Origin of the sequence: Paenibacillus sp. FSL H8-0168 (assembly GCF_038592955.1) — a bacterium.
Classification (GTDB): Bacteria; Bacillota; Bacilli; order Paenibacillales; family Paenibacillaceae; genus Paenibacillus; species Paenibacillus polymyxa_B.
Genome location: NZ_CP151948.1, coordinates 4,116,126 through 4,138,476 on the forward strand (window position 1 = coordinate 4,116,126; position 22,351 = coordinate 4,138,476).

Genomic DNA, 22,351 nt, shown 5'->3' on the forward strand with positions numbered 1-22,351 from the left:
CTGACTATGGATAAACAAACGGTAATTTTAACGCTTGAGGAACTAGGCTTTGCCTTGACCGCACTGGGCGCAGAAGATATGGCTTCTGGTCTGCTCCAATCTTATTACGGGGAACTAACCGAAGATCGCTGGGAACTGCTTTTTCATGCTGCAACGCATAGCCTGATATCCAAGGGTCTGATGGAACAACGGGATAACGAGCAACAACAGCTCGAATTTGATGAGTTCATTGTTGAAATGCTAGCTCATCTGGTACAAAGTCGTCAGATGCTACGTGGCTACAAGGAGCAACAGGATAAGCAAAATACATTAACGATACACCATGGAAATGAACGTTTTCTGTATCATTTCTCCAGTCACAATGAACTCCATTTCTTTCGCTGGTCTTCTCCAGAAGACTGGCATCATGACATTGATCAATTGTTCGGCCTGCTTGCTTCGAACTTCAATGCGCACAGCCGATACGTCGATCTGACCGAAGAACAGTGGAATGAGTTAACCTCATCCAACTTCAGCATGCAGCAAATGACAACGTGGAAGCTTCATGAGTCGGCTCAACAAATGATACAAGACTGGCGAGAGGATTTTGATCGTAATCAGTGTAGCCTAGATAATTTGAGCCAGATGATATACGCGGATACGGATGAAGATGGACCTTCCGTTACAAATCTACTATTTGTTCTTAAAGGAATGAATGATGTGTGGATCGTAAGAAATACAGAACTGGATATGCAGGCCACCCCATGTCTGCGTATTGAAAGTGTAACCGAATCTGACTGGAGAGAACGAATAACTTATTTCATTCAGGAGTTTGTACGCGACGAGGCGGTATTCCGTGGATAAAATTGTATATCGAAGATCTTTGGCATTTTGGAAAGCCATGGGCAGCTTGATGTTTGTGCTGATCTGTCTGTTTTTGCTGCTGCTCATTTTTATCGACGAAGATATCTCAGCTCTACAAATCTTCTTCTTTATTACCTCCGCCATTGTCGGACTTCCTTTTTTCGGTAGCTATCTCGTGGTTTGTTTGAGCAGAACGCTTCGTAAGGATACCTACCTGTTCATCTTTGATGAGCATAGCATTTCCGATGGTACTCGAACTGTCCCATGGTCTGCAATCACTAAAGTCGAATTCGAAGGGGCCTCCATCCGCAAATGGCTGCGCCCTCGCTTTCCCGCCTTTATTTTTCATCTGAATGACCGCAGCACCTGGGAAGTCAGCACCGATTATGTGTTGAACGATATGGAGCTGAACCAAGCCGGGAAACAACTTCGAACTCTCATTAACCAGCATGGCAAGCCAAAGAAAAAACGTTCCTGAATAGTGCCATTGAATATATCAAAGCTTGTCTCTATCATATGCAGCTACAAGAGCCACAACCACTGCTGCCGAGTTGGCCGCAGCCAAATCAAGATTGGAGTCAAAAGAATCCGCCGCTTCTACACCGGCAAGATCAGACAAAGAACGGACAGCCAAAAATGGAACACCAAACTGGTACGCAGTCTGAACGACTGCGGCCCCTTCCATATCGGTCACTTTCGCTTCAGGAAACTGGCTACGGATAAAATGGGCGCGCTCAGCCTGGGAGATAAAAGAGTCTGCCGTCGTAATCAAACCGTTGACGATCTGCCCCTCAATCCTGGTCTCCGCCAGCGCTTCTGTCGCAAAAGCAAGCAGCGCTGGATCGACAGGATAACTTGCCGGCATCTGTGGCACCTGTCCGTAGGTATAGCCGAACGCCGTTCCGTCCACATCGCTGTAAGTCAGCTCGGTCGCCACTACAACATCGCCAACATGCAGCGCTGGATCGAGCCCACCCGCAGATCCGGTATTAATGACAAGCTCCGGGCTAAATCGCTCAATCAGCAGCGCCGTAGTCGAGGCTGCGTTCGCTTTGCCAATTCCTGATTGCAGCAGAATAACTTCCTTGCCCTCAAGCTGGCCCGTATAAAAAATCCCGTTCGCAATCTGAGTCATCTTTATCCCTTCGATCTGCGCTTTCAAATCTGCTATTTCTTCCTCCATAGCTCCGATAATCGCTATACTCAAAGTTCTTTTCCCGCTCCCTCCATGAATTCCTTGTATTCCAGCTTATACTTGAAAAACACCCGTTGCTGCGATGCGCTGCACCGCCTCCAGCAGCCTTTCCTCACTGTTTACCAGACTGACCCGCACATGAGAAGCTCCTGCACGACCAAAGCCTTCTCCAGGAGCGACCGCAACATGCGCCTCGTCCAATAAAAAGTCTGCAAAGGAAGCAGATGTATACCCTTCTGGCACCTTGAACCAGGCAAAAAAAGACCCTTGGGGAGCAGCTACATCCCAGCCAATACCCCGTAACGCTGCAATGAGAACATCACGGCGCCGCTCATATAACGCCGCGAGCTCCCGTACCGGTTCCTGCGTGCCCAGCAATGCCACAGCTCCCGCATCCTGTACCGCTCCAAAAACAGTGCTGTAGGCATGCGTATGATAATGCTTGAGCGCACCAATGATGGACGAATTTCCCACTGCAAATCCGAAGCGCCATCCAGCCATGTTATACGTTTTGGAAGCCGTATACGTCTCGACGCCATACTCCTTGCCGCCGGGGATTTGCAATAAACTAATCGGCTTATGCCCGTCAAATCCAAGAGCACCGTAAGCAAAATCATTCATAACCGGAAACTGGTACCGAGCGGCATAATTCAGCGTCTTTGTCAGGAAATCTGCAGTAGCTACTGCTCCAGTCGGATTGTTCGGATAATTAATCATGAGCAATTTAACCTGCTCTGCAATTTCTTCCGGCACGGTTGTATAATCAGGCAAGAAGCCATGCTTCTCATCAAGCGGAATCGTATGAATATGGGCTCTTGCCAGCATAGCAGCGGAATAATATTGGGGATAGGCCGGATCGGTGGTCAATAACCAATCACCTGGATTCAATAGCGCCTGTGGAATCCCCATTACGGCTATGGCTGAGCCGTTGAATATGGCAATCTCACGGTCAGGATCCAGCTCCACCTGATACTCCCGTTTATAGAACGCGGCGACAGCCTCCAGTGTGCTTTTTTTCCCATGAAAAGGCGGATAGCCCTGATTGATCGGTTGATCGACCGCTTCCTTCAAAGTGCTGATGATATGCGCCGGTGTCGGCTGATCCGGGTTGCCGGCTGCCAAATTGATTACATCTATTCCCTTACTTTTATACAGATTCACCTTGTCATCCATTGCGCTAAAATAGTTGTCAGGCAGAGCCTTGACGAGATCAGAGGATGAAAAAATCACGTTCATCTCCACCTTCTATCCATAAGATACAGGCTGACAACGGCAGCCCGCAGAAGATAATACCCCATATTATTTGAAATAGCTTGGCAGCTTGTAGCCTTCATAATCAGGATTCGATTGGATGTACTTTTGGAATTCATCTGAATGATATCCTTCAATAATGTCTTTGACGAAGGGCTTATCCTTGTTCTTGCTGTCCACAGCGACCACGTTCGTGAACGGATCTGTCATATTTTCAAGCTTTAATGCCGAGGTCAGCTTTATTCCATTCGATACAGCAAAGTTCCCTTGTATAGCCGCAAAATCAACATCCTCTAGTGCACGTGGCCCCTGTGCCGGGTCGGTAGCAACAAATTGCAGATGATGCGGATTAGAGGTGATGTCATTCACCGAGGTTTGCAATGGATCAATATTGTCCTTTAACGTAATCCAGCCTACTTCCTTCAAAATATTCAGCGCACGCAGCATATTGACTGGCTCGTTGGGCAGGTTGATTTGGGCTCCATCACTGATTTCGTCAAGGCTAGTATGCTTGCTGGAGTACAATCCCATCGGAGGAGTCGGAACCTGCACAGCACCAATCAGATCAATATTCTCCCGCTTATTCATAGAATCCAGGTAGAGCGAGTGCTGGAACACATTAGCATCAATATCCCCCTTAGCCACGGCTACATTGGGCTGAACACCGTCTGTAAACTCTTTATATGTAATCGTATAGCCTTTCTTCTCCAAATATGGAGCCACACCATTCTTAAACTGATCGCTATATGGACCGGGATTAAAGCTGATATGCAGTGTTTTCTTTTCTTCACCCGCAGCGTTGCCCGACGTATTCTTGCTGCCGCAGCCTGAAATAAAAAGCACGACTGCTCCCAGCAGCAATATAAATGAAATCCATGGTTTCTTCATTTTGATGTCTCCCCCTGCTCCTTGATATCATCTACTTTTGGTGAGTTAGAATGTTTACAGTCGCCCAAAATACCAAGTAACTTGATGCGTTTTATAGATATTACAATGATTTTTTATTCACTGTCAACAACATTTAATTACGCATCTTCTGCATAGCAAAAAAGGGGCACAACAGGAGATCCCCTTGAAAGCAAAACACTTCACACGTTTTTCATATATTTCCGTTTAAATATACCCCATAGGGGTACATTTAAAATATGTAATTAAAACCCTAAAGGAGCTGTAAATATGAGAATGCAATGGGCTTTGCTCGCTGGTACAATCATGATTATTTTGAGTGGGTGCGGAAACAGTAACACGCCGAACCAGGAGCACACGACAAACAGCAGTCAACAGCACGACACATCGGATATGAACCATTCCACTTCCAGTGAGCTTCCTACCGGACTAAAAGAAGCTGAAAATCCAGCCTTCAAAGTTGGTAGCCAAGCGACTATTCGAGCTGACCATATGGCAGGCATGAATGGGGCCACTGCCACGATTGTTGGTGCTTATACGACTACTGCTTATACGGTCTCATATACTCCAACCACTGGAGAAGAAAAAGTGAATAATCATAAGTGGGTTATTCATGAAGAGATTAAGGATACAGGCAGCGAGCCCTATGCACCGGGAACGGAGGTTATTCTTACAGCAGATCATATGAAGGGGATGGATGGGGCTAAGGCTACCATTGATTCCGCCGAGCCAACGACTGTATATATGGTCGATTATACGCCGACTACAGGAGGAGAGCCTGTCAAAAATCATAAATGGGTGACGGAGAGTGAGCTTTCAGCCCATTAGAACTCTTACAACACAGGCGCTTATGATAGCAAAAGGGAGCCTTGCATGGGCTCCCTTTATACGGCTTTATTTGAGTTTGGACAAACCTACTTTGCTAAATTCAGCTTGGCATCCTTGATATCATACAAAGTCCCTTTGTTGGTATCTACAAGCTTTTCCATTTGTTTGTTGGCTAGTCCATTTGCAGGCACGATTGCATTAAAAATAACGCCATTTTTCTGTAATTGCTCGTTGATTTCATCTACTGAAAAACGGGCTTTACCCAGATCTGTATTCTTATCATGAACTGGGGCATCTGTAATGAATATGATCGTTTTGGAATTAGAATTTTTGGGGAATTTACTTATAGCTAACTGAATAGCCTCTAATCCCGATTCCTTCAAATCCCCACCAGCGGAAGGGCGCAGCATATTCAAATTACCTTTTAACTTGTTTTTATCGGTCGTAAACTCCAAAAATTCTAAATCTTTATCTGCCTTCAGATTGATATCCCGAAATGCAACGACAGCAAATTGGGAACCTGCTGGAACGGAATCAACAAAGCCTTTCACCTTCTGTCTCACATAATCCAGCGTCCCTGTCATACTACTTGTAACATCTATGACGAACACAATATCCGTAGATTTGGAGAAGGTGGTGGATATCTTTTTCAGAATCGTTGTATTGGATTGTGATTCGGAAGCATCTTCATTTTCCTCCATTAATTGTTCACTTTCGCTGGTTGTCAAAACCTGCGGTGGAGCAAGAAAAATCACAACGCTCTGAGCTGCAATATTCCACTTTACCTTCGCACCTAGCGCCTCACTTACAAAGCGAATAGGAACCATTACTTTGCCGTTAATGAGCCTCGGCGCCGCATTGAGACGCACTAATTTACCGTTGATATAGGCATCTCTGGAGCCTACAGTTAACTTGATCGTTGTATTTCCTTTGGTTGCAGTAACAGTCTTGGTAGCTCCATCCCATTTCACTTTCGCCCCAAGCGCCTCAAAAACGGCACGAAATGGCACCAGCATACTTCCGCTAATAGAGGTCGCAGGCTGCTCATATTGTTGCAGTTTCCCGTCTATAAACACCTCAACCTTCTGAGCCTTGTTATTATTTATGGGAACAAATTGGGGTACAGACGCTGCCGAATTTCCCGACTGGTCGATCATTTTGATATAAAAGTAGTATCCACCCGTAGATAAATTCAGGTTACTCAAAGGGTAGGTAAACGTTGTTTCCGGATCGAACTGAATCCGTTTAATTAATTGAGCATCTGCATTTTTGACCATAACGTATGAAGTGTACGTGGGTTGAATATTTTTTATTTTCAAACGAACCGAAAATGACGTACCTGAAGAGTTGATCGTAAATGTACCCGGAAAATTTTCTCCAGACGGGATAGTCAAAGGGATTTCCGGTGACTCATCAACAGCTTGGTCCACTTTAGGCTCCACGACAGGCTGGGTTACTTGAGATTCAATTACTTTCGGTTCGTCCACAGGTTGAGCAACCTCGGGTTTACTGGGAGTGGAAATCTCTTTTATATTGGTCTCCACCTCAGGCTGCGTTACTTTCGGCTCCTCCGCAAGTGGAGTTACTTTAGATTCATCGACTGACTGCACAGCCCCTTTCACAGTTATAGGAAGTTCTATATGATTTTCTGATCCTGGATAAGGTGCTGGTCGTGAATCCGCAATCGTAATTGTAGAGTTGGCATAATCAATCGTAAAGTCACCAGAAGGAATTTCAATATAGTTGCTATACAGACGAATTGGCGTATCAGGCTTAATCGTAAACGGGAGATCGAATTTAAACACTCTGTTTACTCCATTCCCATCATCAAGGGTAAGCTTAAGCTTATCTCCATCTCTGAATACTGTCGAATTGGCAGCATGAACACTTTCTGTACACAAAGTGAACAACCCTACGAGTATCGTTAAAAACGAAAGTAGGAACATCATTCTTTTGAGCTTCATTCTTATTTCCCCTTTTGAATCTATAGTCTTGTCGGTAAATCATAGCATAGGGTTAGATGAAGTTCATGCCATCTGATTACAGTTATGGATATGCGAACTCACTTTTTCCATCATTCGCGCTCTGTTCATCTGTTCAATGTTCATATGTATCTCCTTAGCCCGCTTCTTCAACGTGGCATACATAATATGGCCGCCTTCAGTGCTTTAGTCCCTTCTTCGCTTTTCAAATAATCCGACGGTGTTTCGTTGCCGAGTGCGGGGACTTTTCGATCCATCCAAGTCAGCAAATATTCCCCCATATCGGGCAGCAGCACGATCTGAATCTCCTTTGGAATTTTACTTTCAGCCACTTTTACTCTTATAGCCGGATCTACCTGATCATACCGCTCCTGATAGAGCTGAACCATGTTGGCCCAGCTCTCCAGCTTAAACTCTTTCAAATAAATGTCTCTCATCTACGAACCCTCCTTAGGGCCTCAGACAACGCTTCTCATGCTGGAGCAACCATTCTTTTCTCCATTGGCCCCCTGCATTACTTGGATTGGAACCTCTTCTATAGCCCTCGTTAAGAGCTCATTCCGATTAGAGAACATAATAGAATAGACAGCCTCATTTGTGCCCTGTATCTCTATCTCTCCAATCGGCGATACATACTTCAATACGTAAAGTTCACTCATAAAAGGATACAACCTCCTTCCTTATCTATTCCTTATTCAACTTTCTATACTCACTAGGAGAACAATGGTTCAAGCTGCGAAACGCCTTATAGAAATGGGAGGGACTTTGGAATCCCGTCTCATAACAAATCTCAAGATTCGTGAGATTTGTACTTTTAAGAAGATAGGCTGCCTTATCTACTCTTATTTTTTCCAAATACGTACGCGGGGTTTCGGCGGTTTCCTGTTTAAAAATCCGATCCAAGTAAAAGGAGCTTATTCCGATATGATCCGCAATATCCTGCAATACAATTTTTTCCTTGTAATGATTGACCAAGAAGGTTACTACATTCTGCACAAGTCTGATATACGGCGAATGGTCTGTATGGGGCTGGCATCTTTTGCAAGCACGAAAACCCGCCTTTTCCACTTTGTCCAAATCAAAGTAAAACTCCACATTTATTTTTTTCGGCTTTTTGGATCGACAGGAAGGTCGGCAGTATATGCGAGTTGTTTTCACAGCGGTAAAAAACAACCCGTCATACTTACGATCACATGCTATAATTTTCTCCCACATTTCTTCAAAAGAAAGACTAAGGTTAGCCATGATCGAATGCTCTGTCCTTTCTATAGTTCATATTCATCTAGCTCAAGGATTTTGCAAAATCCTCATATAAATGTGATGTATCTTGTAGCTCTATCAACTGTTCGGCATTCTTTTGCAAAGCAACTATTATCTTATCAGAAAATGCATTTCCAAAGCTAAACCGTTTAACACCTAACTGCTGAAGCTGGTGGACATTCGTCAGACCCGGCAGGGATAAAACATTAAGCGGAGCATGTACATGAAACACAACTTCCCTGATCTCTTCATCACTCTTTAATCCTGGAACAAAAATTCCGCTCGCACCACTATCCACATACGCTTTGGCCCGCTCTATGGTCTCTGAAAGTGGGGCATCCATCTGCAAATATGTATCCGTTCTTGCGTTTATAAAAAACTTTTGAAACCCACGCGCATCCAATGCTGTTCTTATTTTGGACAACAGGTTGCTGTGCAGGCCCACTTCTCGAAGCCCCTTTTGCGTTTTCAAAGAATCCTCAATATTAATCCCTGCAACTCCCACATCGGCTACCCTTAAAACATGCTCAACAATCGTTGCCGTATCCTCCCCATATCCTGCTTCAATATCTGCCGACACTGGAATCTGAACATGCTCTGCAATCGTCCGAATAATGCTTACATGCTGGTCAAAATCAATAAGCTCTCCATCTGAGAATCCAAGCGTATTGGCAATTCCCCAGCTCGTCGTACCTATCGCCTTAAATCCTGCCTTCTCCAGAGCCACCGCAGATAGCATATCCCAGGCGTTCCCTAAAAATAAAAGTTCCTCTGATGTGTGAAGTGCATGAAACTGATGAATTTTGTTCATAAATTTAGCCTCCTGATATGTGATGTATCTCATTTTATCAAGAGACTATCTTTGTTTCGTCCTCATTCTTGCACTTATGGTCTGTAGGAATCTAGGAACAACTAGGTCCATTTATTCACATATAAATCATAATTTTTGAAAAAAACGGTTATTTAAGCTCTATTCAATCCTATGCTTCTTATCTATACTCTTGCTAAATCAATTCGAGTTAGATGCAAATCTACGCTTTTAGTCTTTCACAATTACATTATTATAGGAGGAGTTATATGTATAAAACAAAGTTCCTTATGATCTTGCTAAGCTTTACTGTAATCGCTTCTTTCTCTAGCTTGTCCGGCCCTTCACCTAGCAAGGCTTTTGCTGAAGAGAATGGAACTCCGGTGCAGAAAACGATCGATTTAAATGAGGGCTTCGACCATTCAAATGAAGCTAGTATAGAGCCATTATCCCTCACCAGCGAAGAAGCTACTAGCCAAGCAACGGTTACAGCTATTGATCATGATGCTAATTTCTCACCTTCAACACTTCAGTTTCTGAAGGCTAATACAGGACTCGACGGTGAGCAATGGGATAATATTATGAAGCTAGTGAACAAACCAGAGCAAGATTCTTTGAAATGGACTGAATTCTATGGCTATGCTGAAGATATCGGCGATAATCGCGGATACACAATCGGTATCTTTGGAGCAACAACAGGCGGTTCAAATGATACAGGACCCGATGGTCCGGACTTATTCAAAGCTTTTGATGCTGCTAGTGGAGCTAGTAACCCTTCCATTGCAGGTGGATTAACACGTGCTGGTCTGAAGGGGAAAATGAGTGGTTCGATTCTAAAACTCAGCGATAGCGATAGTGTAATCAAGAAGAAGATCAACGCTCTCCAAAACAATGAAGCTTGGAGAGAAGCCATGTGGCGTACGTTCTATGACACCTATATCGAATACAGTGTACAGCAAGCACAGAAACGCGGATTTAATACTGCTCTGACGATTGGATCATTTGTCGACACAGCACTTAATCAAGGCGCTACTGGTGATTCAGGTAGTCTTGAAGGAATCCTCTCACGCTCAGGCAGTAGTACGAATGAGAAGAAGTTCATGACTAGCTTCTATGCTAAGCGTACATTGGTTGTCGATACCAATGATTATAACCAACCTCCCAATGGTAAGAATCGTGTGAAACAATGGAGCTCTCTCTTAGCTTCTGGCGAAACAGATCTTAAGAACGCAGATGCAGCTGTGATCAAAGCAACGAATTGGGAACTGAAGTAAATATAATATACGTCATTAGGAGGGCATATCGTATGTCCTCCTTTATCTATTTTTCATGAACATTGAGTTGGCGATGACTGCTAACAACATCCCATTCTCCCATACAGTTCCTTTCATCATTCGAGTATGTAGGTCGCGTGTACAAATAGAGAGACTGTCCCAGAAGCCCGAAAGTTGCAAGCTCCTGAAACAGTCTTGTAAAATGGTTTATGAAGTCGAAATAAGGCCGTTAGATGATTCGATAGCCAGATGGCAGTCTACCGCTACTGCGGATATTACGGATTTGCTGCAACGTCAAACGTTGATTGGTAGAGATAATAGATTCCACATCATTCCCGCGAATCAGATCATCCAGGTCGGCGATGTTGCGATTGCCTCTAAACACACGGAAGTTACCTCTAAACCGCGTGCCAGTAAAGAGTACAAGTGTAGCATTGCTGCTGGTAGAAAAGAAACGCAGACTTTCGATGCCGTCGAGAATGTTATCGGTATTACGAATGCCTAGGTTTCCTCTGAATACTCTCCTGGAACCCCGAAAATTTTCTTCGTTGTAGACTGTAAGACGTGGATACGTTTGAGATACATATGCTTTGTTGTCCATGTTGTAATTCCTCCTTTCAACTTTATCTTATGCTTCACCATCCGATTGGCGCGGGCCTCGCAGCATCCATCTAAAAATAGTTATGTGATTTAATGGAGCAGATGTAGACTTGAAAAAGGAACATATGTTCTGTATAATCTTGCTTAGCAATTTGGAAAATCCTGAACTAACGGAGATGCGGACATGGACGATAAATTTATTGAGGAACTACGTGAAATTAGCAGAAACGACAAGCGAAGATCCGAATTTCTTATTAAGGGTATGAAGGAAACACTTCAGGAAAGAAAAGAAAAAAACTTTATCGAAAGATGGATTTGGCGACAAAAAAATAAGAAGCTTATAGCGCGGAAGTTTAAATCCTAGTAGATATAACAACTGGATCTTCATAGCATCTTACTTTTCATAGCACTTTAAAAGTGCTTAGGGCATAGCTCATTTTTAGGAGGCCGAGTCATGATTGAGCTACTAGTCCCAAACGACGATATATTAAATCAAAATCAATTTTTGGCTGATGAAGTTCGATACAATTTGATCCATCGAATTTGTGAGTCAGAAGGGTCAACATGCCTCAAAACGTCTGATAAAAATATGATCTTTGCTCAATCCCCCGGACATAAGGCTTGGCTATGGATCTCACAACAAATCACAGATAATCATAAGTTGACCTATATAGAAGAACTCTTACGTTATTTAAAAGGAACCACACTATCAGGTGTATGTGGTGATGCCAAAACAGTCGAGAAGTTCGCAAAAGCTTACGCACAGCGTCATGCTGCTCAGGTACATACCCACATGGTTATGGAATCTTATTTCTGTCCTAAATATAAAAAGCCCTCGGGCGTTGAGGGAATGATCCGACAATCCATCCCAGAGGATGTACAATTAGTTGCCCAGTTTCTAGCTGGTTTTTCAGAAGAGGCTTTTGGTAGTTCTATTGATCCGGTTAGTCCAATATCGGTTGCTGGAAAATGAGCATTTAGTACCCATGCTATATGCAGATTTAAAAAATTCGGCTTGCAATCAAGTTTATAAAAATATCGGCTTTAAGGAAGGCGGCAAAATCACTGATATTGCGTTTGAATAAGCCCTCCTACTGCAAGAGAGCATATTATTGCTCATTCAAATCAAACAAGGCCCGCAATGTTATCCATCGCTGGGCCTCCTCTTCACTTATCTATGCACTTTACTCCGTAACACCCAATCCCGTGTGAACTGAGGATCTTCGTGAAAGTAGATATACAGCTACAATGGCGATGACGACACCGGCTGCTCCAAACCAAGTGATGGAAGCCAGCGAAACCTGACCAACAACTACACCGCCGATTCCGGCTCCGGCTGCCATAGCAAGCTGCATCGTAGACTGATTGAGACTCAGCATCACACCGGAAGATTCAGGCACAAGTGTGACCAGATTATATTGTTGAGTAGGTCCAGTTGTCCAGGCTGCGAACGACCAAAGGATCAATAAAGCAAATACTGCGATCAGGGAATGAGCGGCAAAAGGAAGTAAGAGTAAGGAAATACCGTGCAACACCATGCCTCCTAATAATGTAAAGGGTATACCCTTTTTATCCGCACTGTACCCACCAATTTTTGATCCGATTAGACTGGCAATTCCGAAGGCTAGCAATACTGAGCTTAGCATATCCTCTCCTAAACCTGATACATTCAGCAAATACGGTGAGATGTAAGTATACGCGAGTGAATAACCACCTAGCCAAAAAAAGGTAATGCCTAATCCCAAAGCAACTTCAGGCTTTTTCAGAAGAGCAAACTGTTGTAGTAAGGGGACTGGTCGATCTCCTTTTAAGCGGGGAATTGTCATAGATATAACAATGAGGGCAATAATCCCTGTCAACGCGATGCCGAGAAATACGGTTTTCCAGCCATATGCAGAAGATATCATTCTCCCAAGCGGCACCCCGATAATCAGCGAAGCTGTAAAACCCATAGTGACTGTAGCAATAGAACTGGCCTGCTTGCCGGCTGGGGCAATTTTTGCTGCAATGCTCAGTGCTGTAACCACGACCATCCCCGCCCCGAGGGCCATAAGAATACGCGCGGCGATAAACATTCCAAAACCCGGCAGAATAAAGGAGAGGACATTAGCTACTGCAAATAATCCGAGCGAACTCAAGAGCAGCTTGCGTCTGTCCCATTTAGCGGTTACTGCCATCAGAATCGGCGTGCCAATCGCGTAAGCAAGAGAAAAGACTGTAATCAGCTGGCCCGCTGCGGACACCGTAATCCCCATAGTTGTCGCAATTTGATCCAAAATGCCTGAGATAATGTACTCGGATGTGCCTACCAAAAAACTAACAATTGCCAAAATATACACTTTCCACGTGCTCTGCATTTTTAAATAACGCCTCTTTTCTTTTGATATTTTTATATTTTTATATTTTTACAAATATCGAAATTAAGACTAAAAAAATTTATGTTATTAGGAACGGGGCATATTTCTGCGCTGCTTCCACATCCAAGCTGTAATAAATAAACGTCCCCTCTTTACGGTATGTGAGCAGCCCCGACTCTGCCATTTGCTTCAGATGGTGCGATAGTGTTGAAATAGCTACACTGTTCAGCTTCTCGCCCAGCACAGAGCAGCATTGGTCACTTTCCTCTTTTAGCAGAAGTGCTATTTTGAGACGAGTCGGTTCTCCAAGTGCTTTATATATTTTTACAGCCTGCTGCATCTCTGTTGTATCTTTCACCCTGTTCGGCTCCCTTCTGTTCCAGTCTTAATTTCGATGTTTGTCGAAATAAAATTATCACAAACATTTGTAAAAGTAAACCTGTTTATTATAAAGGTACAGCTATTTTACACTCTGTGGTGTGAATGATGTTCTTTCTCATCCGATGAATACCCCCCCCCCATCCATAAAGGATGGAGGGAAAAATGACGGAGTAGAGAGGGGAAATCTTGGACGCCATGGCGTTAATTCGGGCTTGCCGTGGGTCTGACAATAATTTCATTAACAGTACATGGCAGAATGTAAAAAAACAGCACAAAACAGCCGCTCCTCCGGTAGAGACGCGGCCGTTCAATATATTCCTCTATCATGTGGTCATCACTATTTGAGCATCAATACGGATTATCCAGCTTGACCAACAAGGCTCGAATGACATCCTTCTCTGCCGAAGTAAGCTTTTGTCCTGCCTGCCATTGTTGAATCTCTTTCTTGACTTCCTTGGGTTCTCTATAGCTGAGAGCATACCCGATGCTTCCTATACCTTGTGTGCGGTTGGTTTTGTCCATATTTGCCAATGCTCGGGTCATCGCAGTTCTGTCTCTTGTAAACAAATCTCCCATAAGACCAGCATAGCTTTCGCTTAAAGCTCCATCCAATCCGTCAGAAGCCTGGATCACATTTGGAAAACTTTCCGATGGAATAAAAGCGCGCTGCCTATACAGATATTCGATAATTTCCAGGCTTTGATGTTCATTGATTTTGTTCATCTTTCCCCATTGGATTCCTGCTAAATGGTCCGTCATATGACGGACTTTTGCTTCATCACTGAGGGATGAATCCTTATAAAAGGACAGCACTAGCTCCTCTTTACTTTGCTGGGTATGCTGCGTATTGACTGCAGTTTGCTTGGCCCCCCCATTGTTTGCCCCGGACGGCGCCGCAGTTTCAGCATCCTGTCCCACTGGATGGGGAGTGCACCCTATGGTTACAGCCAGCAATAGTGTAGTACAAGCTACAGATACAAACGCATTACCTTTTAACATGAATCCACTCTCCTGTCTGAACAAACAATGGTCATTATAATTGCCCAAAATCCAATCATACCCTACTACTCATCACGCCCTACCGTGGGCTTACGGATCACAGAGACGCTCGATTCCCTCACGATCAGACGAGGTTCGAATTGCACACGCTCATAATCCCCAGGTGTCTGTTCCTGAATCCGCTTGAGCAGCAGCTCCGCAGCCAACCGTGCCACCTCTTCCCCCATGATGGAAACTGAGCTGATCTGAGGGGTCGTTACCATAGCCCACAAATTGTTATCAATACCGACTACAGCAACCTCATCTGGCACCTTTACACCCAAATCCTTAAATCGATTGACGATCCCTATCGCCACCATATCATTAACCGCATAAATTGCATCCGGCATATGTTTCAGGCTGTAAAAATAATCGGCTGCACGCAGCCCTGTCTCAAAGGAAAAATCATCGCCAAAATAAACGAGTGAAGGGTCCACATGCTGGAGAGACTGCTCATAAGCGAAATATCTCTCCTCGATTTTGTCCTTCGCAGCGCCTGCATAGGCGATTCTTGTTCTGCCGATTTTAAGTAAATGCTCCATCACGAGTCTTCCCTCTTGTCGGGCCAGACTGACGATATCCGCTTTGACATCTTCGCCCAGCTTCTTGCCATAGTTAATAATGGACACAGGAACGCTGGCTTTGTTAATCAGATCTACCAACATTTTGGGATACGCCAGCGGCATAATGATGAGCCCGTCGACATGCAGCTTCTTGACTTCACGAACTGTTTCAAGCTCCATTCTGGCATTCCCGGCGGTATTGATTTGCACGACCCGGTAACCATGCTGCTTGGCGGCTTGCTCTACGGACCAAGCAATCTCCGGAATAATCGCGTTACGAATGTCTGGCACGGCCAGTGCGATTTGTCGTGTCTGACGAACTTTCAAGCTCTGAGCCGAGGTGTTGGGCGTAAACCCCATCTCTTCAATCACTTGCAAAATCAAGGCTTTCGTTCTCGGGCTGATGCCCTCACTATCGTTAATAGCTCTGGAGACAGTCGCAATACCGACTCCTGCCCGCTTGGCTACATCCTCTATGGTTACTTTCTTTTGATCTGTCACGCCCAAAATCCTTTCAAGAACGGAATCGTTTTCTGACTTTCTAAAATAAAGTCTTAATGTTGATATTATACCACAGAATGAGTGTCTAAAAATTGAAGTCGTTTTCTTCTTGTCTTTGCTTCACCTAAAAAATTCGCAAAATCTCTTTGTCTAAAAGTAACGAGCCAAATATAGCACTGTAGTCACAAGTGATTATATTCACAAAAAAATCAAGTGCTTTTTGCATTAAATTGGTTTGACAATGTGTAAAAATTGTGACATATTATCTTTCGGAAACGTTTCCTAATTCATTCACTTTTATAGAGGCAATGATCATATATTCTTCAAGGAGATGACAAACATGCAAGCATTGAGATGGCATGGAGTAAAAGACTTACGTTTGGAAAACATTGAGCAGCCCGCTGCTCTGGCAGGAAAAGTAAAAATCAAGGTAGAATGGTGCGGCATTTGCGGAAGTGATCTTCACGAATATGTAGCAGGACCGATCTTCATTCCCCAAGATGCTCAGCATCCATTAACTGGCGAAAAAGCGCCGATCGTAATGGGACATGAATTCTCTGGACAAGTTGTCGAAATCGGCGAAGGTGTAACCAAGATTCAAGTTGGCGACCGTGTAGTTGTAGAACCGGTGTTTGCATGTGGAGAATGTGATGCATGTAAACAAGGCAAATATAATCTTTGCGATAAAATGGGCTTCCTCGGTCTGGCAGGCGGCGGTGGTGGATTTTCTGAATATGTCGCAGCTGACGAGCACATGGTTCACAAAATTCCAGAAAGCGTATCTTTCGAGCAAGGCGCATTGGTAGAGCCTTCGGCCGTTGCTTTATATGCTGTTCGTCAAAGCCAACTGAAAGTCGGCGACAAAGCTGTAGTATTTGGCGCTGGTCCTATCGGATTGCTGGTTATTGAAGCGTTGAAAGCTTCGGGCGCATCTGAGATTTATGCAGTAGAGCTTTCCGAGGAGCGTAAAGCTAAAGCTGAAGAGCTGGGTGCTATCGTGATTGATCCTAAAGCTTATGATGTGGTGGAAGAACTGCACAAACGGACCAACGGCGGTGTAGATGTAGCCTATGAAGTCACTGGAGTACCTCCTGTGCTGACTCAAGCTATTGAATCTACTAAAATTAGCGGACAAATCATGATCGTCAGCATTTTTGAAAAAGAAGCTCCGATCAAGCCTAACAATATCGTTATGAAGGAACGCAATCTGACTGGTATTATCGGCTACCGTGATGTATTCCCAGCTGTTATCAGCCTGATGGAAAAAGGTTATTTCCCTGCCGACAAGCTGGTTACCAAACGTATTAAACTCGAAGAAGTGATTGAGCAAGGTTTTGAAGGTCTCCTGAAAGAGAAAAATCAGGTTAAAATCCTGGTATCTCCGCAAGCCTAATATCGAAAACAAACCAGATGTCTGCTCTACGCAGACATCTTTTTATAAAAAAACGCTCTCCTTCCTGCGACATACTGTCGTCAAGATGAGTAGCGTTTTTTGATTACCATTTGGATTACTGAGTTACATTTTTCAAAACATCGTCGATCATTTGACTGTTTGCGATTGTACCTGTATACAACCAGCTAGAATCCTTACCAAAATCGTATACATGGCCTTCTTTAACGGCTGGAATTCCCGCCCATACAGGATCTTTTACAATATCTTCTTTACTTACGTTTTTGCTGTTCACGATAAAGATATAATCCGCATCCAGCTCGGCCAGCTTCTCCAGCGATAAATTACTCCAGTTCGCCTTAGCCGTTTTGGAAATCTCCTGTACGACTTGTGGAATCTTGAATCCCAAATCCTTATACAATACATCACCGCTGGATAGATTCTGGTTTACGACATACACGTTTTTATCCGTTACCCATAATGCCGCCGCAGTTTTTTGTCCCACCGTCTGACTCAGCTGGGCTTTAGCCTCTGCTGCTTTTTTGTCGTAGTTGCTCAATGCCTGCTTCGCTTCACTGCTCTTATTCAGCACCTCACCCACGGTCAGCAGCTCTTGACGCCAATCATTGTTCATATTAGTGCCTACCACGTAGGTTGGAGCAATTTTAGAGTATTGATTATATTTGTCGCCTTCCACCATGCTCGCACTGTCCATAATGATTAAATCAGGCTTGAAGTTCAGAACCGCCTCAAACGGAAGATCTGAAGCAATGGTAGGAACGTCCTTTAGTTCTTTTTGCAGGTAACCTTGAACTGAATTTTTCCCTACCGACCATTGGGCTACAGGTTTGACCCCCAGCGCAACCAGATGATCCTCCAGATAAGAAGCGATCACACGCTGAGGCTGAGCCGGAATTTTTACCTCATGCCCAAGTGCATCCTTCAGCACCCTTTCCTGTGATGTTGGTTTCGCTGATGTATTATTGGTCCCTTGCGAAGCGCCATCGGTTGCCGTAGGACTTGATGTGCCTGAGCACGCGCTGAGCAGCAGGGTAAAACTAAGCAATAAAATAAATGCCATGGAATGCCTTGCGTTTCTATTCATTCGTAAAATCCCTTCATCATAATTTTGATAATGATTATTATCCTCAATAACAGTATGCAGGGCGCCACTTATCGAATCAATGGAACATCCGGACATGCTTAATGGATTATCCAGACTGGTATCTCTCACAAAAGCAGATGAATATAGGCTGTCCCGGTAATGAACCGGGGATATACCCGTATATTTTTTGAATGCGCGGCTAAAGAAGTAGACATCCGGGTACCCCACACTGACAGCGATATCCTGCAAAGTCGCATCCGTCTTCCGCAAAAGCTCCTTCGCCTTGTCCATTCGCAGTTGAATCAAGTACATAATCGGGCTACAATCCGTTTGTTTTTTAAATAACCGGGTCAAATGTCTCGGACTGCATTCCAACAATCCGGCCAAACGTTCCAGCGTTACGGACTCCGCATAATGGACCTGCATAAATCGAATCGCCTGTGTCACGATATCCCGTGCAGAAGTTCGAGCCTTCGGTTCCTGCAATTGCCGTATACATTCATATGCAAAATCATAGAACCGACCCTGAGCCTGAATCTTGGATAGCGTCTCTTGATCCTGCCATGCGTCATCCAGTAGTTGAAGCTTTTGATACAGTATAACCGGATAGGGCGGTATAAAACCATGAGCTATCGAAGGATGATTATACACCGTATGTCCAGATAGAGAAGTCGCTTTATATAGTACAAGGATATATTCAATCCCGCATTGCGAGGGTTTCATATTCAGTTCAAAGCCTTTGCTGCCATGCAGTACGTACCCTGAATGTGGCGTATCCTTCCAATCACCATCCAAACGCACGCTACCCTGCAATACAAATACAAAAGCCTGCGCTGGAAGACGATACGGTTGAAGCAACTCTTCCGGCTCCAGTCGAATATGCCGGACATCCATGACACGGATCGACGAATGGAGCCATAGGGACAGCAGTTTGTTTAACTCATCAGCTTCATGTCCCTTGCTCATCCCGGTATGAGAACCTGCCTGCTTTTGTCGATCCTGCTTCACGTATCAAAGCCTCCGCTTCATAAATATCATACTTTTTTTCCAAACCAACCTTATTATATATCATCTTTTACTGCGTCTACCATGAGACAAATATTCCTGCGCGAAACAAGGTGAATATACCATTTCCATGGTACAATTTGTATAAAAACAAGATTTAAAATACATAGGGGGTTTGACAGCATGAGCGGTCCCAATATTGCATTGAGTACAGGAGCTAATGCACCATTCGGTAAGGAAGATACAGTGCGGGTCACCATTACATGGAAGCATGCACCTGCCGAACTGGATGTTAGCTGTTTTATGGTAGGAGCAGACGGAAAGGTTTCCTCAGATGACTATTTCGTTTTTTACAATCAACCCGCTGACCCGCACGGCCATGTACGGTTACAGCGTCCAAATGACAGAACCACTGAGTTTACTGTAGCGCTCCAGGAACTGGAACGAACCGGGGTGGAAAAATGTGTGTTTGCGGCCACACTGGACGGCCCAGGTACTTTTGCCGATGTGGTCGGCTGCTCAGTTACTGCTCAAGGCAAGCAATCCCATATCACCTACAGCATCACCGAAGCCACCAGTGAGACATCGCTTGTACTGGCAGAAGTGTATCGTCATACGTCTGGCTTTAAGCTTCGCGCAGTTGGACGCGGTTTCAACGGAGGACTAAAGCCGCTTGCCGAGGCTCACGGTGTCACCGTAGAGGAGACGGAATCGCCAGCAGCACCGTCAGCGGATACAGCCAGCGTGAAGAAGCCTTCTCCTGTGAATGGAAGAATTAATCTGCTTAAACAGAAGGTACAAATTTCACTCCAAAAGAAGCAGATAGACCGTGAAAAAGCACGAGTAGCGGTTGTATTCGATGCTTCTGTTTCTATGTTCAAATTGTACACGGGTGGGACGGTGCAAAAAGCCTGCGAACGTGTGTTGGCTGTAGCCGCCTGTATGGATGACAATGGTGAAATGGATGTATGGTTTTTTGCAGACAAAGCCAAGCGTGCTCCAAGCGTCACAGAGAGGAATTTCGAGAATTACATTCATAGGAATTATGCTGAGCCTAGTGAAGATAGTGAGCTGGGGTGGGGCAATAACGAGCCGGAAGTCATGAAGGATATCATACTTAAATACACAAAGGAAGATCCCAACGATATAATCCCGACCTACATTATCTTTTTCAGTGATGGAGGTATTTATGAACAGAAAAAAATAGAACAGCTGCTGATTAAAAGCTCAAGCACTCCGATTTTCTGGCAATTTGTAGGTCTTGGTAAAGCCGATTACGGAATCCTTCGAAAGTTGGATAAGATGCGCGGCCGCGTAGTGGATAATGCAGATTTCTTTGCCTTGGATGACATTGACTCCGTGACAGACGCAGAATTGTACGACCGTCTGCTGAATGAGTTTCCTGGTTGGCTCAAGCAAGTGCGGGCTAAAGGAATATTGCGGAGCTAATCCTTCACCGCAATGCGATACTCCTACATGATCACTTAAATATCCACCGAGCAGAGCAATAGAGGCAGAATGACCGCAGATAGAGCAATCATCAGCGCCAGCATTCTGCCTCTGTTTTCTTCAGTTTGTCCTCTATCGATTACAATCTCCCTACCAGATCCTATTTCTTTCATTTCCTAATTGGATATTTTCATGTAGTATAAGTCTAATTGAAGTAACCCTGTTTGGGCTATGCTGAAGCTATACACTATATGAAGGAGGATTTCATATTGAAATCAAATGAAGCAACTTTGCACAAAAAGCTGCTCCCACGGCATATTACCTTTATGGCTATGGGTGGAGTCATCGGAACGGGAATTTTTAAAGGAAGTACCGAAACGATTAGCTTGGCGGGACCTGGAGTTATTTTATCCTATGTCTTCGCGGGACTCCTGCTCTTGGTCGTTATGGGCGCAATTGCCGAGATGGCTACCGTCTATCCCAACATGAATATGAAGGATTTTATTCGCAAAGCTTTTGGAGAACGACTGTCCTTTATTATCGGCTGGTTGTATTGCTTCATGTGGCTGGCCGTCTGTATCATTGAGGTCATTGCTGCGGGAAGCTTCCTGCAATATTGGTTGCCAGATGTTCCTCTATGGGTACTCAGTTTAGTGAGTGCAGCTTTCATTATTGTCGTCAACATGCTGAGTGTCGGCGGTTTTGGGGAGCTAGAATTTTGGCTTGCGGGTATTAAGATTGCCATGATTATTATCTTCATCGCCTTGGGTGGCTGTATACTGTTCGGGATTATTCCCACTGAAACTCCACCTTATCTAAGCAACTACGCGCAGCACGGCGGATTTCTACCCAATGGCTGGTTGGCTATCTTTTCAGCGCTGCTGGTCGTTACCTTTTCATACGGCGGGTCCGAGCTGATTGGACTGACGTTGACGGAGACAGAAAATCCGGAAAAGGTACTGCCTAGAGTGGTTAAAAGCTTTATTCTTCGCGTTGTTTTGTTCTATACGTTGCCCATTCTCATCATTTGTGGCTTGATTCCCTGGAACCAACTGGATGCGAATACCAGCCCGTTTGTACAGGTATTGTCTTCTGTAGGGCTTCAAGGCTCGGCTCATGTCATGAACTTTATTCTGATCACTGCTGTACTGTCTGCCGCCAATTCGGGGATTTACGGGGCTACACGTATGCTACATTCGCTGGCTATCAATGGAGAAGGTCCCAAATCACTCGCCCGCCTATCTTCAAACGGGGTTCCGGTAAATAGTCTCAAATTGTGCGCTGTAGTCCTGATTGTCGGTTCCATGGTTGCTTATGTCGCTCAGGACGGGCTGTTCCGTATTTTGATGGCTGTACCTGGCTTCGTCGTGTTGCTCGTCTGGAGCTGCATTTGTCTGTCCCAATTGAAATTGCGCAAATCTTATCCAGTGGAGCCTACTTTCAAGATATGGGGATTCCCTTATGTAACGGCGGTTACAGTGGGATGCCTATGGGTCATTGCGTTCCTATTCTTGCTTGACCCGCAAAATCGCATTAGCATTAGTGTATGTGTGGCTTTCATGGCATTTCTGGTCATTTGGTCTTTGGTGAAATTCCGGAGAAAGCAGGCGTAAGC

At 44.5% G+C, this 22,351-nt stretch carries 22 protein-coding genes; 8 read left to right on the top strand and 14 right to left on the bottom strand.

Annotated elements, in window-relative coordinates; genetic code table 11:
- Window positions 1-6: 6 nt before the first annotated feature.
- The gene (locus tag MHI21_RS18155; protein WP_342418669.1) at window positions 7-843 is read left to right on the top strand and encodes a hypothetical protein; all 837 of its coding nucleotides are present in this window, start codon (window positions 7-9) and stop codon (window positions 841-843) included.
- Window positions 836-1,321: a DUF5381 family protein gene (locus MHI21_RS18160; protein WP_342418670.1), complete on the top strand. Its 486-nt coding sequence runs from the start codon at window positions 836-838 to the stop codon at window positions 1,319-1,321. Before MHI21_RS18155 ends, MHI21_RS18160 begins: the two co-directional genes overlap by 8 nt.
- A gap of 18 nt (window positions 1,322-1,339) precedes the next feature.
- Here the strand turns inward: MHI21_RS18160 and MHI21_RS18165 are convergent, their stop codons facing one another.
- From MHI21_RS18165 to MHI21_RS18175, 3 genes are all read right to left on the bottom strand, one after another.
- On the bottom strand, window positions 1,340-2,050 hold the full coding sequence (locus MHI21_RS18165; RefSeq protein WP_013311357.1) for a 5'-methylthioadenosine/adenosylhomocysteine nucleosidase: 711 nt from the start codon (window positions 2,048-2,050) through the stop codon (window positions 1,340-1,342).
- 42 nt (window positions 2,051-2,092) lie between these two features.
- A complete protein-coding gene (locus tag MHI21_RS18170) occupies window positions 2,093-3,268 on the bottom strand; it encodes an aminotransferase class I/II-fold pyridoxal phosphate-dependent enzyme (RefSeq protein WP_342418671.1) in 1,176 nt (391 codons plus the stop codon).
- A gap of 69 nt (window positions 3,269-3,337) precedes the next feature.
- Window positions 3,338-4,177: a MetQ/NlpA family ABC transporter substrate-binding protein gene (locus MHI21_RS18175; protein WP_342418672.1), complete on the bottom strand. Its 840-nt coding sequence runs from the start codon at window positions 4,175-4,177 to the stop codon at window positions 3,338-3,340.
- 288 nt (window positions 4,178-4,465) lie between these two features.
- Here MHI21_RS18175 and MHI21_RS18180 point away from each other — a divergent pair, with 288 nt between their 5' ends.
- On the top strand, window positions 4,466-5,023 hold the full coding sequence (locus MHI21_RS18180) for a YdhK family protein (protein ID WP_342418673.1): 558 nt from the start codon (window positions 4,466-4,468) through the stop codon (window positions 5,021-5,023).
- An 86-nt stretch (window positions 5,024-5,109) separates the two neighbouring features.
- Here the strand turns inward: MHI21_RS18180 and MHI21_RS18185 are convergent, their stop codons facing one another.
- The 5 genes from MHI21_RS18185 to MHI21_RS18205 all read right to left on the bottom strand — a co-directional run bounded on the left by MHI21_RS18185 (window position 5,110) and on the right by MHI21_RS18205 (window position 9,076).
- Complete coding sequence (locus MHI21_RS18185) at window positions 5,110-6,987, bottom strand: stalk domain-containing protein (RefSeq protein ID WP_342418674.1); 1,878 nt, start codon at window positions 6,985-6,987, stop codon at window positions 5,110-5,112.
- A 167-nt stretch (window positions 6,988-7,154) separates the two neighbouring features.
- Window positions 7,155-7,442: a hypothetical protein gene (locus MHI21_RS18190; protein WP_341163490.1), complete on the bottom strand. Its 288-nt coding sequence runs from the start codon at window positions 7,440-7,442 to the stop codon at window positions 7,155-7,157.
- Between the two features lie 21 nt (window positions 7,443-7,463).
- Window positions 7,464-7,664 carry a hypothetical protein gene (locus MHI21_RS18195; RefSeq protein WP_341163489.1) on the bottom strand — a complete coding sequence of 67 codons (201 nt, stop codon included), beginning with the start codon at window positions 7,662-7,664 and terminating at the stop codon, window positions 7,464-7,466.
- A gap of 25 nt (window positions 7,665-7,689) precedes the next feature.
- Window positions 7,690-8,250, bottom strand: coding sequence for an Ada metal-binding domain-containing protein (locus tag MHI21_RS18200; RefSeq protein WP_341163488.1), 561 nt, complete (start codon window positions 8,248-8,250; stop codon window positions 7,690-7,692).
- Window positions 8,251-8,287: 37 nt separating this feature from the next.
- Complete coding sequence (locus MHI21_RS18205) at window positions 8,288-9,076, bottom strand: isocitrate lyase/phosphoenolpyruvate mutase family protein (protein ID WP_342418675.1); 789 nt, start codon at window positions 9,074-9,076, stop codon at window positions 8,288-8,290.
- A 266-nt stretch (window positions 9,077-9,342) separates the two neighbouring features.
- Between MHI21_RS18205 and MHI21_RS18210 the strand changes: the two genes are divergently transcribed.
- A complete protein-coding gene (locus MHI21_RS18210) occupies window positions 9,343-10,347 on the top strand; it encodes a chitosanase (RefSeq protein ID WP_061828783.1) in 1,005 nt (334 codons plus the stop codon).
- A gap of 229 nt (window positions 10,348-10,576) precedes the next feature.
- Here MHI21_RS18210 and MHI21_RS18215 read toward each other — a convergent pair whose 3' ends face one another.
- Window positions 10,577-10,948 (bottom strand): hypothetical protein, encoded by a 372-nt coding sequence (locus MHI21_RS18215; RefSeq protein ID WP_061828782.1) that lies wholly within the window; start codon window positions 10,946-10,948, stop codon window positions 10,577-10,579.
- Window positions 10,949-11,401: 453 nt separating this feature from the next.
- Here MHI21_RS18215 and MHI21_RS18220 point away from each other — a divergent pair, with 453 nt between their 5' ends.
- Window positions 11,402-11,920 (top strand): acetyltransferase, encoded by a 519-nt coding sequence (locus tag MHI21_RS18220; RefSeq protein WP_342418676.1) that lies wholly within the window; start codon window positions 11,402-11,404, stop codon window positions 11,918-11,920.
- A gap of 211 nt (window positions 11,921-12,131) precedes the next feature.
- Here MHI21_RS18220 and MHI21_RS18225 read toward each other — a convergent pair whose 3' ends face one another.
- The 4 genes from MHI21_RS18225 to MHI21_RS18240 all read right to left on the bottom strand — a co-directional run bounded on the left by MHI21_RS18225 (window position 12,132) and on the right by MHI21_RS18240 (window position 15,787).
- Window positions 12,132-13,304 (bottom strand): MFS transporter, encoded by a 1,173-nt coding sequence (locus MHI21_RS18225; RefSeq protein WP_342418677.1) that lies wholly within the window; start codon window positions 13,302-13,304, stop codon window positions 12,132-12,134.
- Window positions 13,305-13,383: 79 nt separating this feature from the next.
- Window positions 13,384-13,662, bottom strand: coding sequence for a metalloregulator ArsR/SmtB family transcription factor (locus MHI21_RS18230; protein ID WP_013311367.1), 279 nt, complete (start codon window positions 13,660-13,662; stop codon window positions 13,384-13,386).
- A gap of 371 nt (window positions 13,663-14,033) precedes the next feature.
- Window positions 14,034-14,684 carry a hypothetical protein gene (locus tag MHI21_RS18235; RefSeq protein ID WP_342418678.1) on the bottom strand — a complete coding sequence of 217 codons (651 nt, stop codon included), beginning with the start codon at window positions 14,682-14,684 and terminating at the stop codon, window positions 14,034-14,036.
- A gap of 65 nt (window positions 14,685-14,749) precedes the next feature.
- Complete coding sequence (locus MHI21_RS18240; RefSeq protein ID WP_023989739.1) at window positions 14,750-15,787, bottom strand: LacI family DNA-binding transcriptional regulator; 1,038 nt, start codon at window positions 15,785-15,787, stop codon at window positions 14,750-14,752.
- A gap of 340 nt (window positions 15,788-16,127) precedes the next feature.
- On the opposite strand from MHI21_RS18240, the gene MHI21_RS18245 reads away from it, so the two are divergent.
- Window positions 16,128-17,180 carry a 2,3-butanediol dehydrogenase gene (locus MHI21_RS18245; RefSeq protein WP_342418679.1) on the top strand — a complete coding sequence of 351 codons (1,053 nt, stop codon included), beginning with the start codon at window positions 16,128-16,130 and terminating at the stop codon, window positions 17,178-17,180.
- A 115-nt stretch (window positions 17,181-17,295) separates the two neighbouring features.
- Here MHI21_RS18245 and MHI21_RS18250 read toward each other — a convergent pair whose 3' ends face one another.
- Window positions 17,296-19,290 carry an AraC family transcriptional regulator gene (locus MHI21_RS18250; RefSeq protein WP_342418680.1) on the bottom strand — a complete coding sequence of 665 codons (1,995 nt, stop codon included), beginning with the start codon at window positions 19,288-19,290 and terminating at the stop codon, window positions 17,296-17,298.
- 180 nt (window positions 19,291-19,470) lie between these two features.
- Here MHI21_RS18250 and MHI21_RS18255 point away from each other — a divergent pair, with 180 nt between their 5' ends.
- Both MHI21_RS18255 and MHI21_RS18260 read left to right on the top strand, forming a co-directional pair.
- Window positions 19,471-20,736 (top strand): VWA domain-containing protein, encoded by a 1,266-nt coding sequence (locus tag MHI21_RS18255; protein WP_342418681.1) that lies wholly within the window; start codon window positions 19,471-19,473, stop codon window positions 20,734-20,736.
- A gap of 269 nt (window positions 20,737-21,005) precedes the next feature.
- Entirely contained in the window at window positions 21,006-22,349 is a 1,344-nt protein-coding gene (locus tag MHI21_RS18260) for an amino acid permease (RefSeq protein ID WP_028542243.1), read from the top strand.
- Window positions 22,350-22,351: the final 2 nt, after the last annotated feature.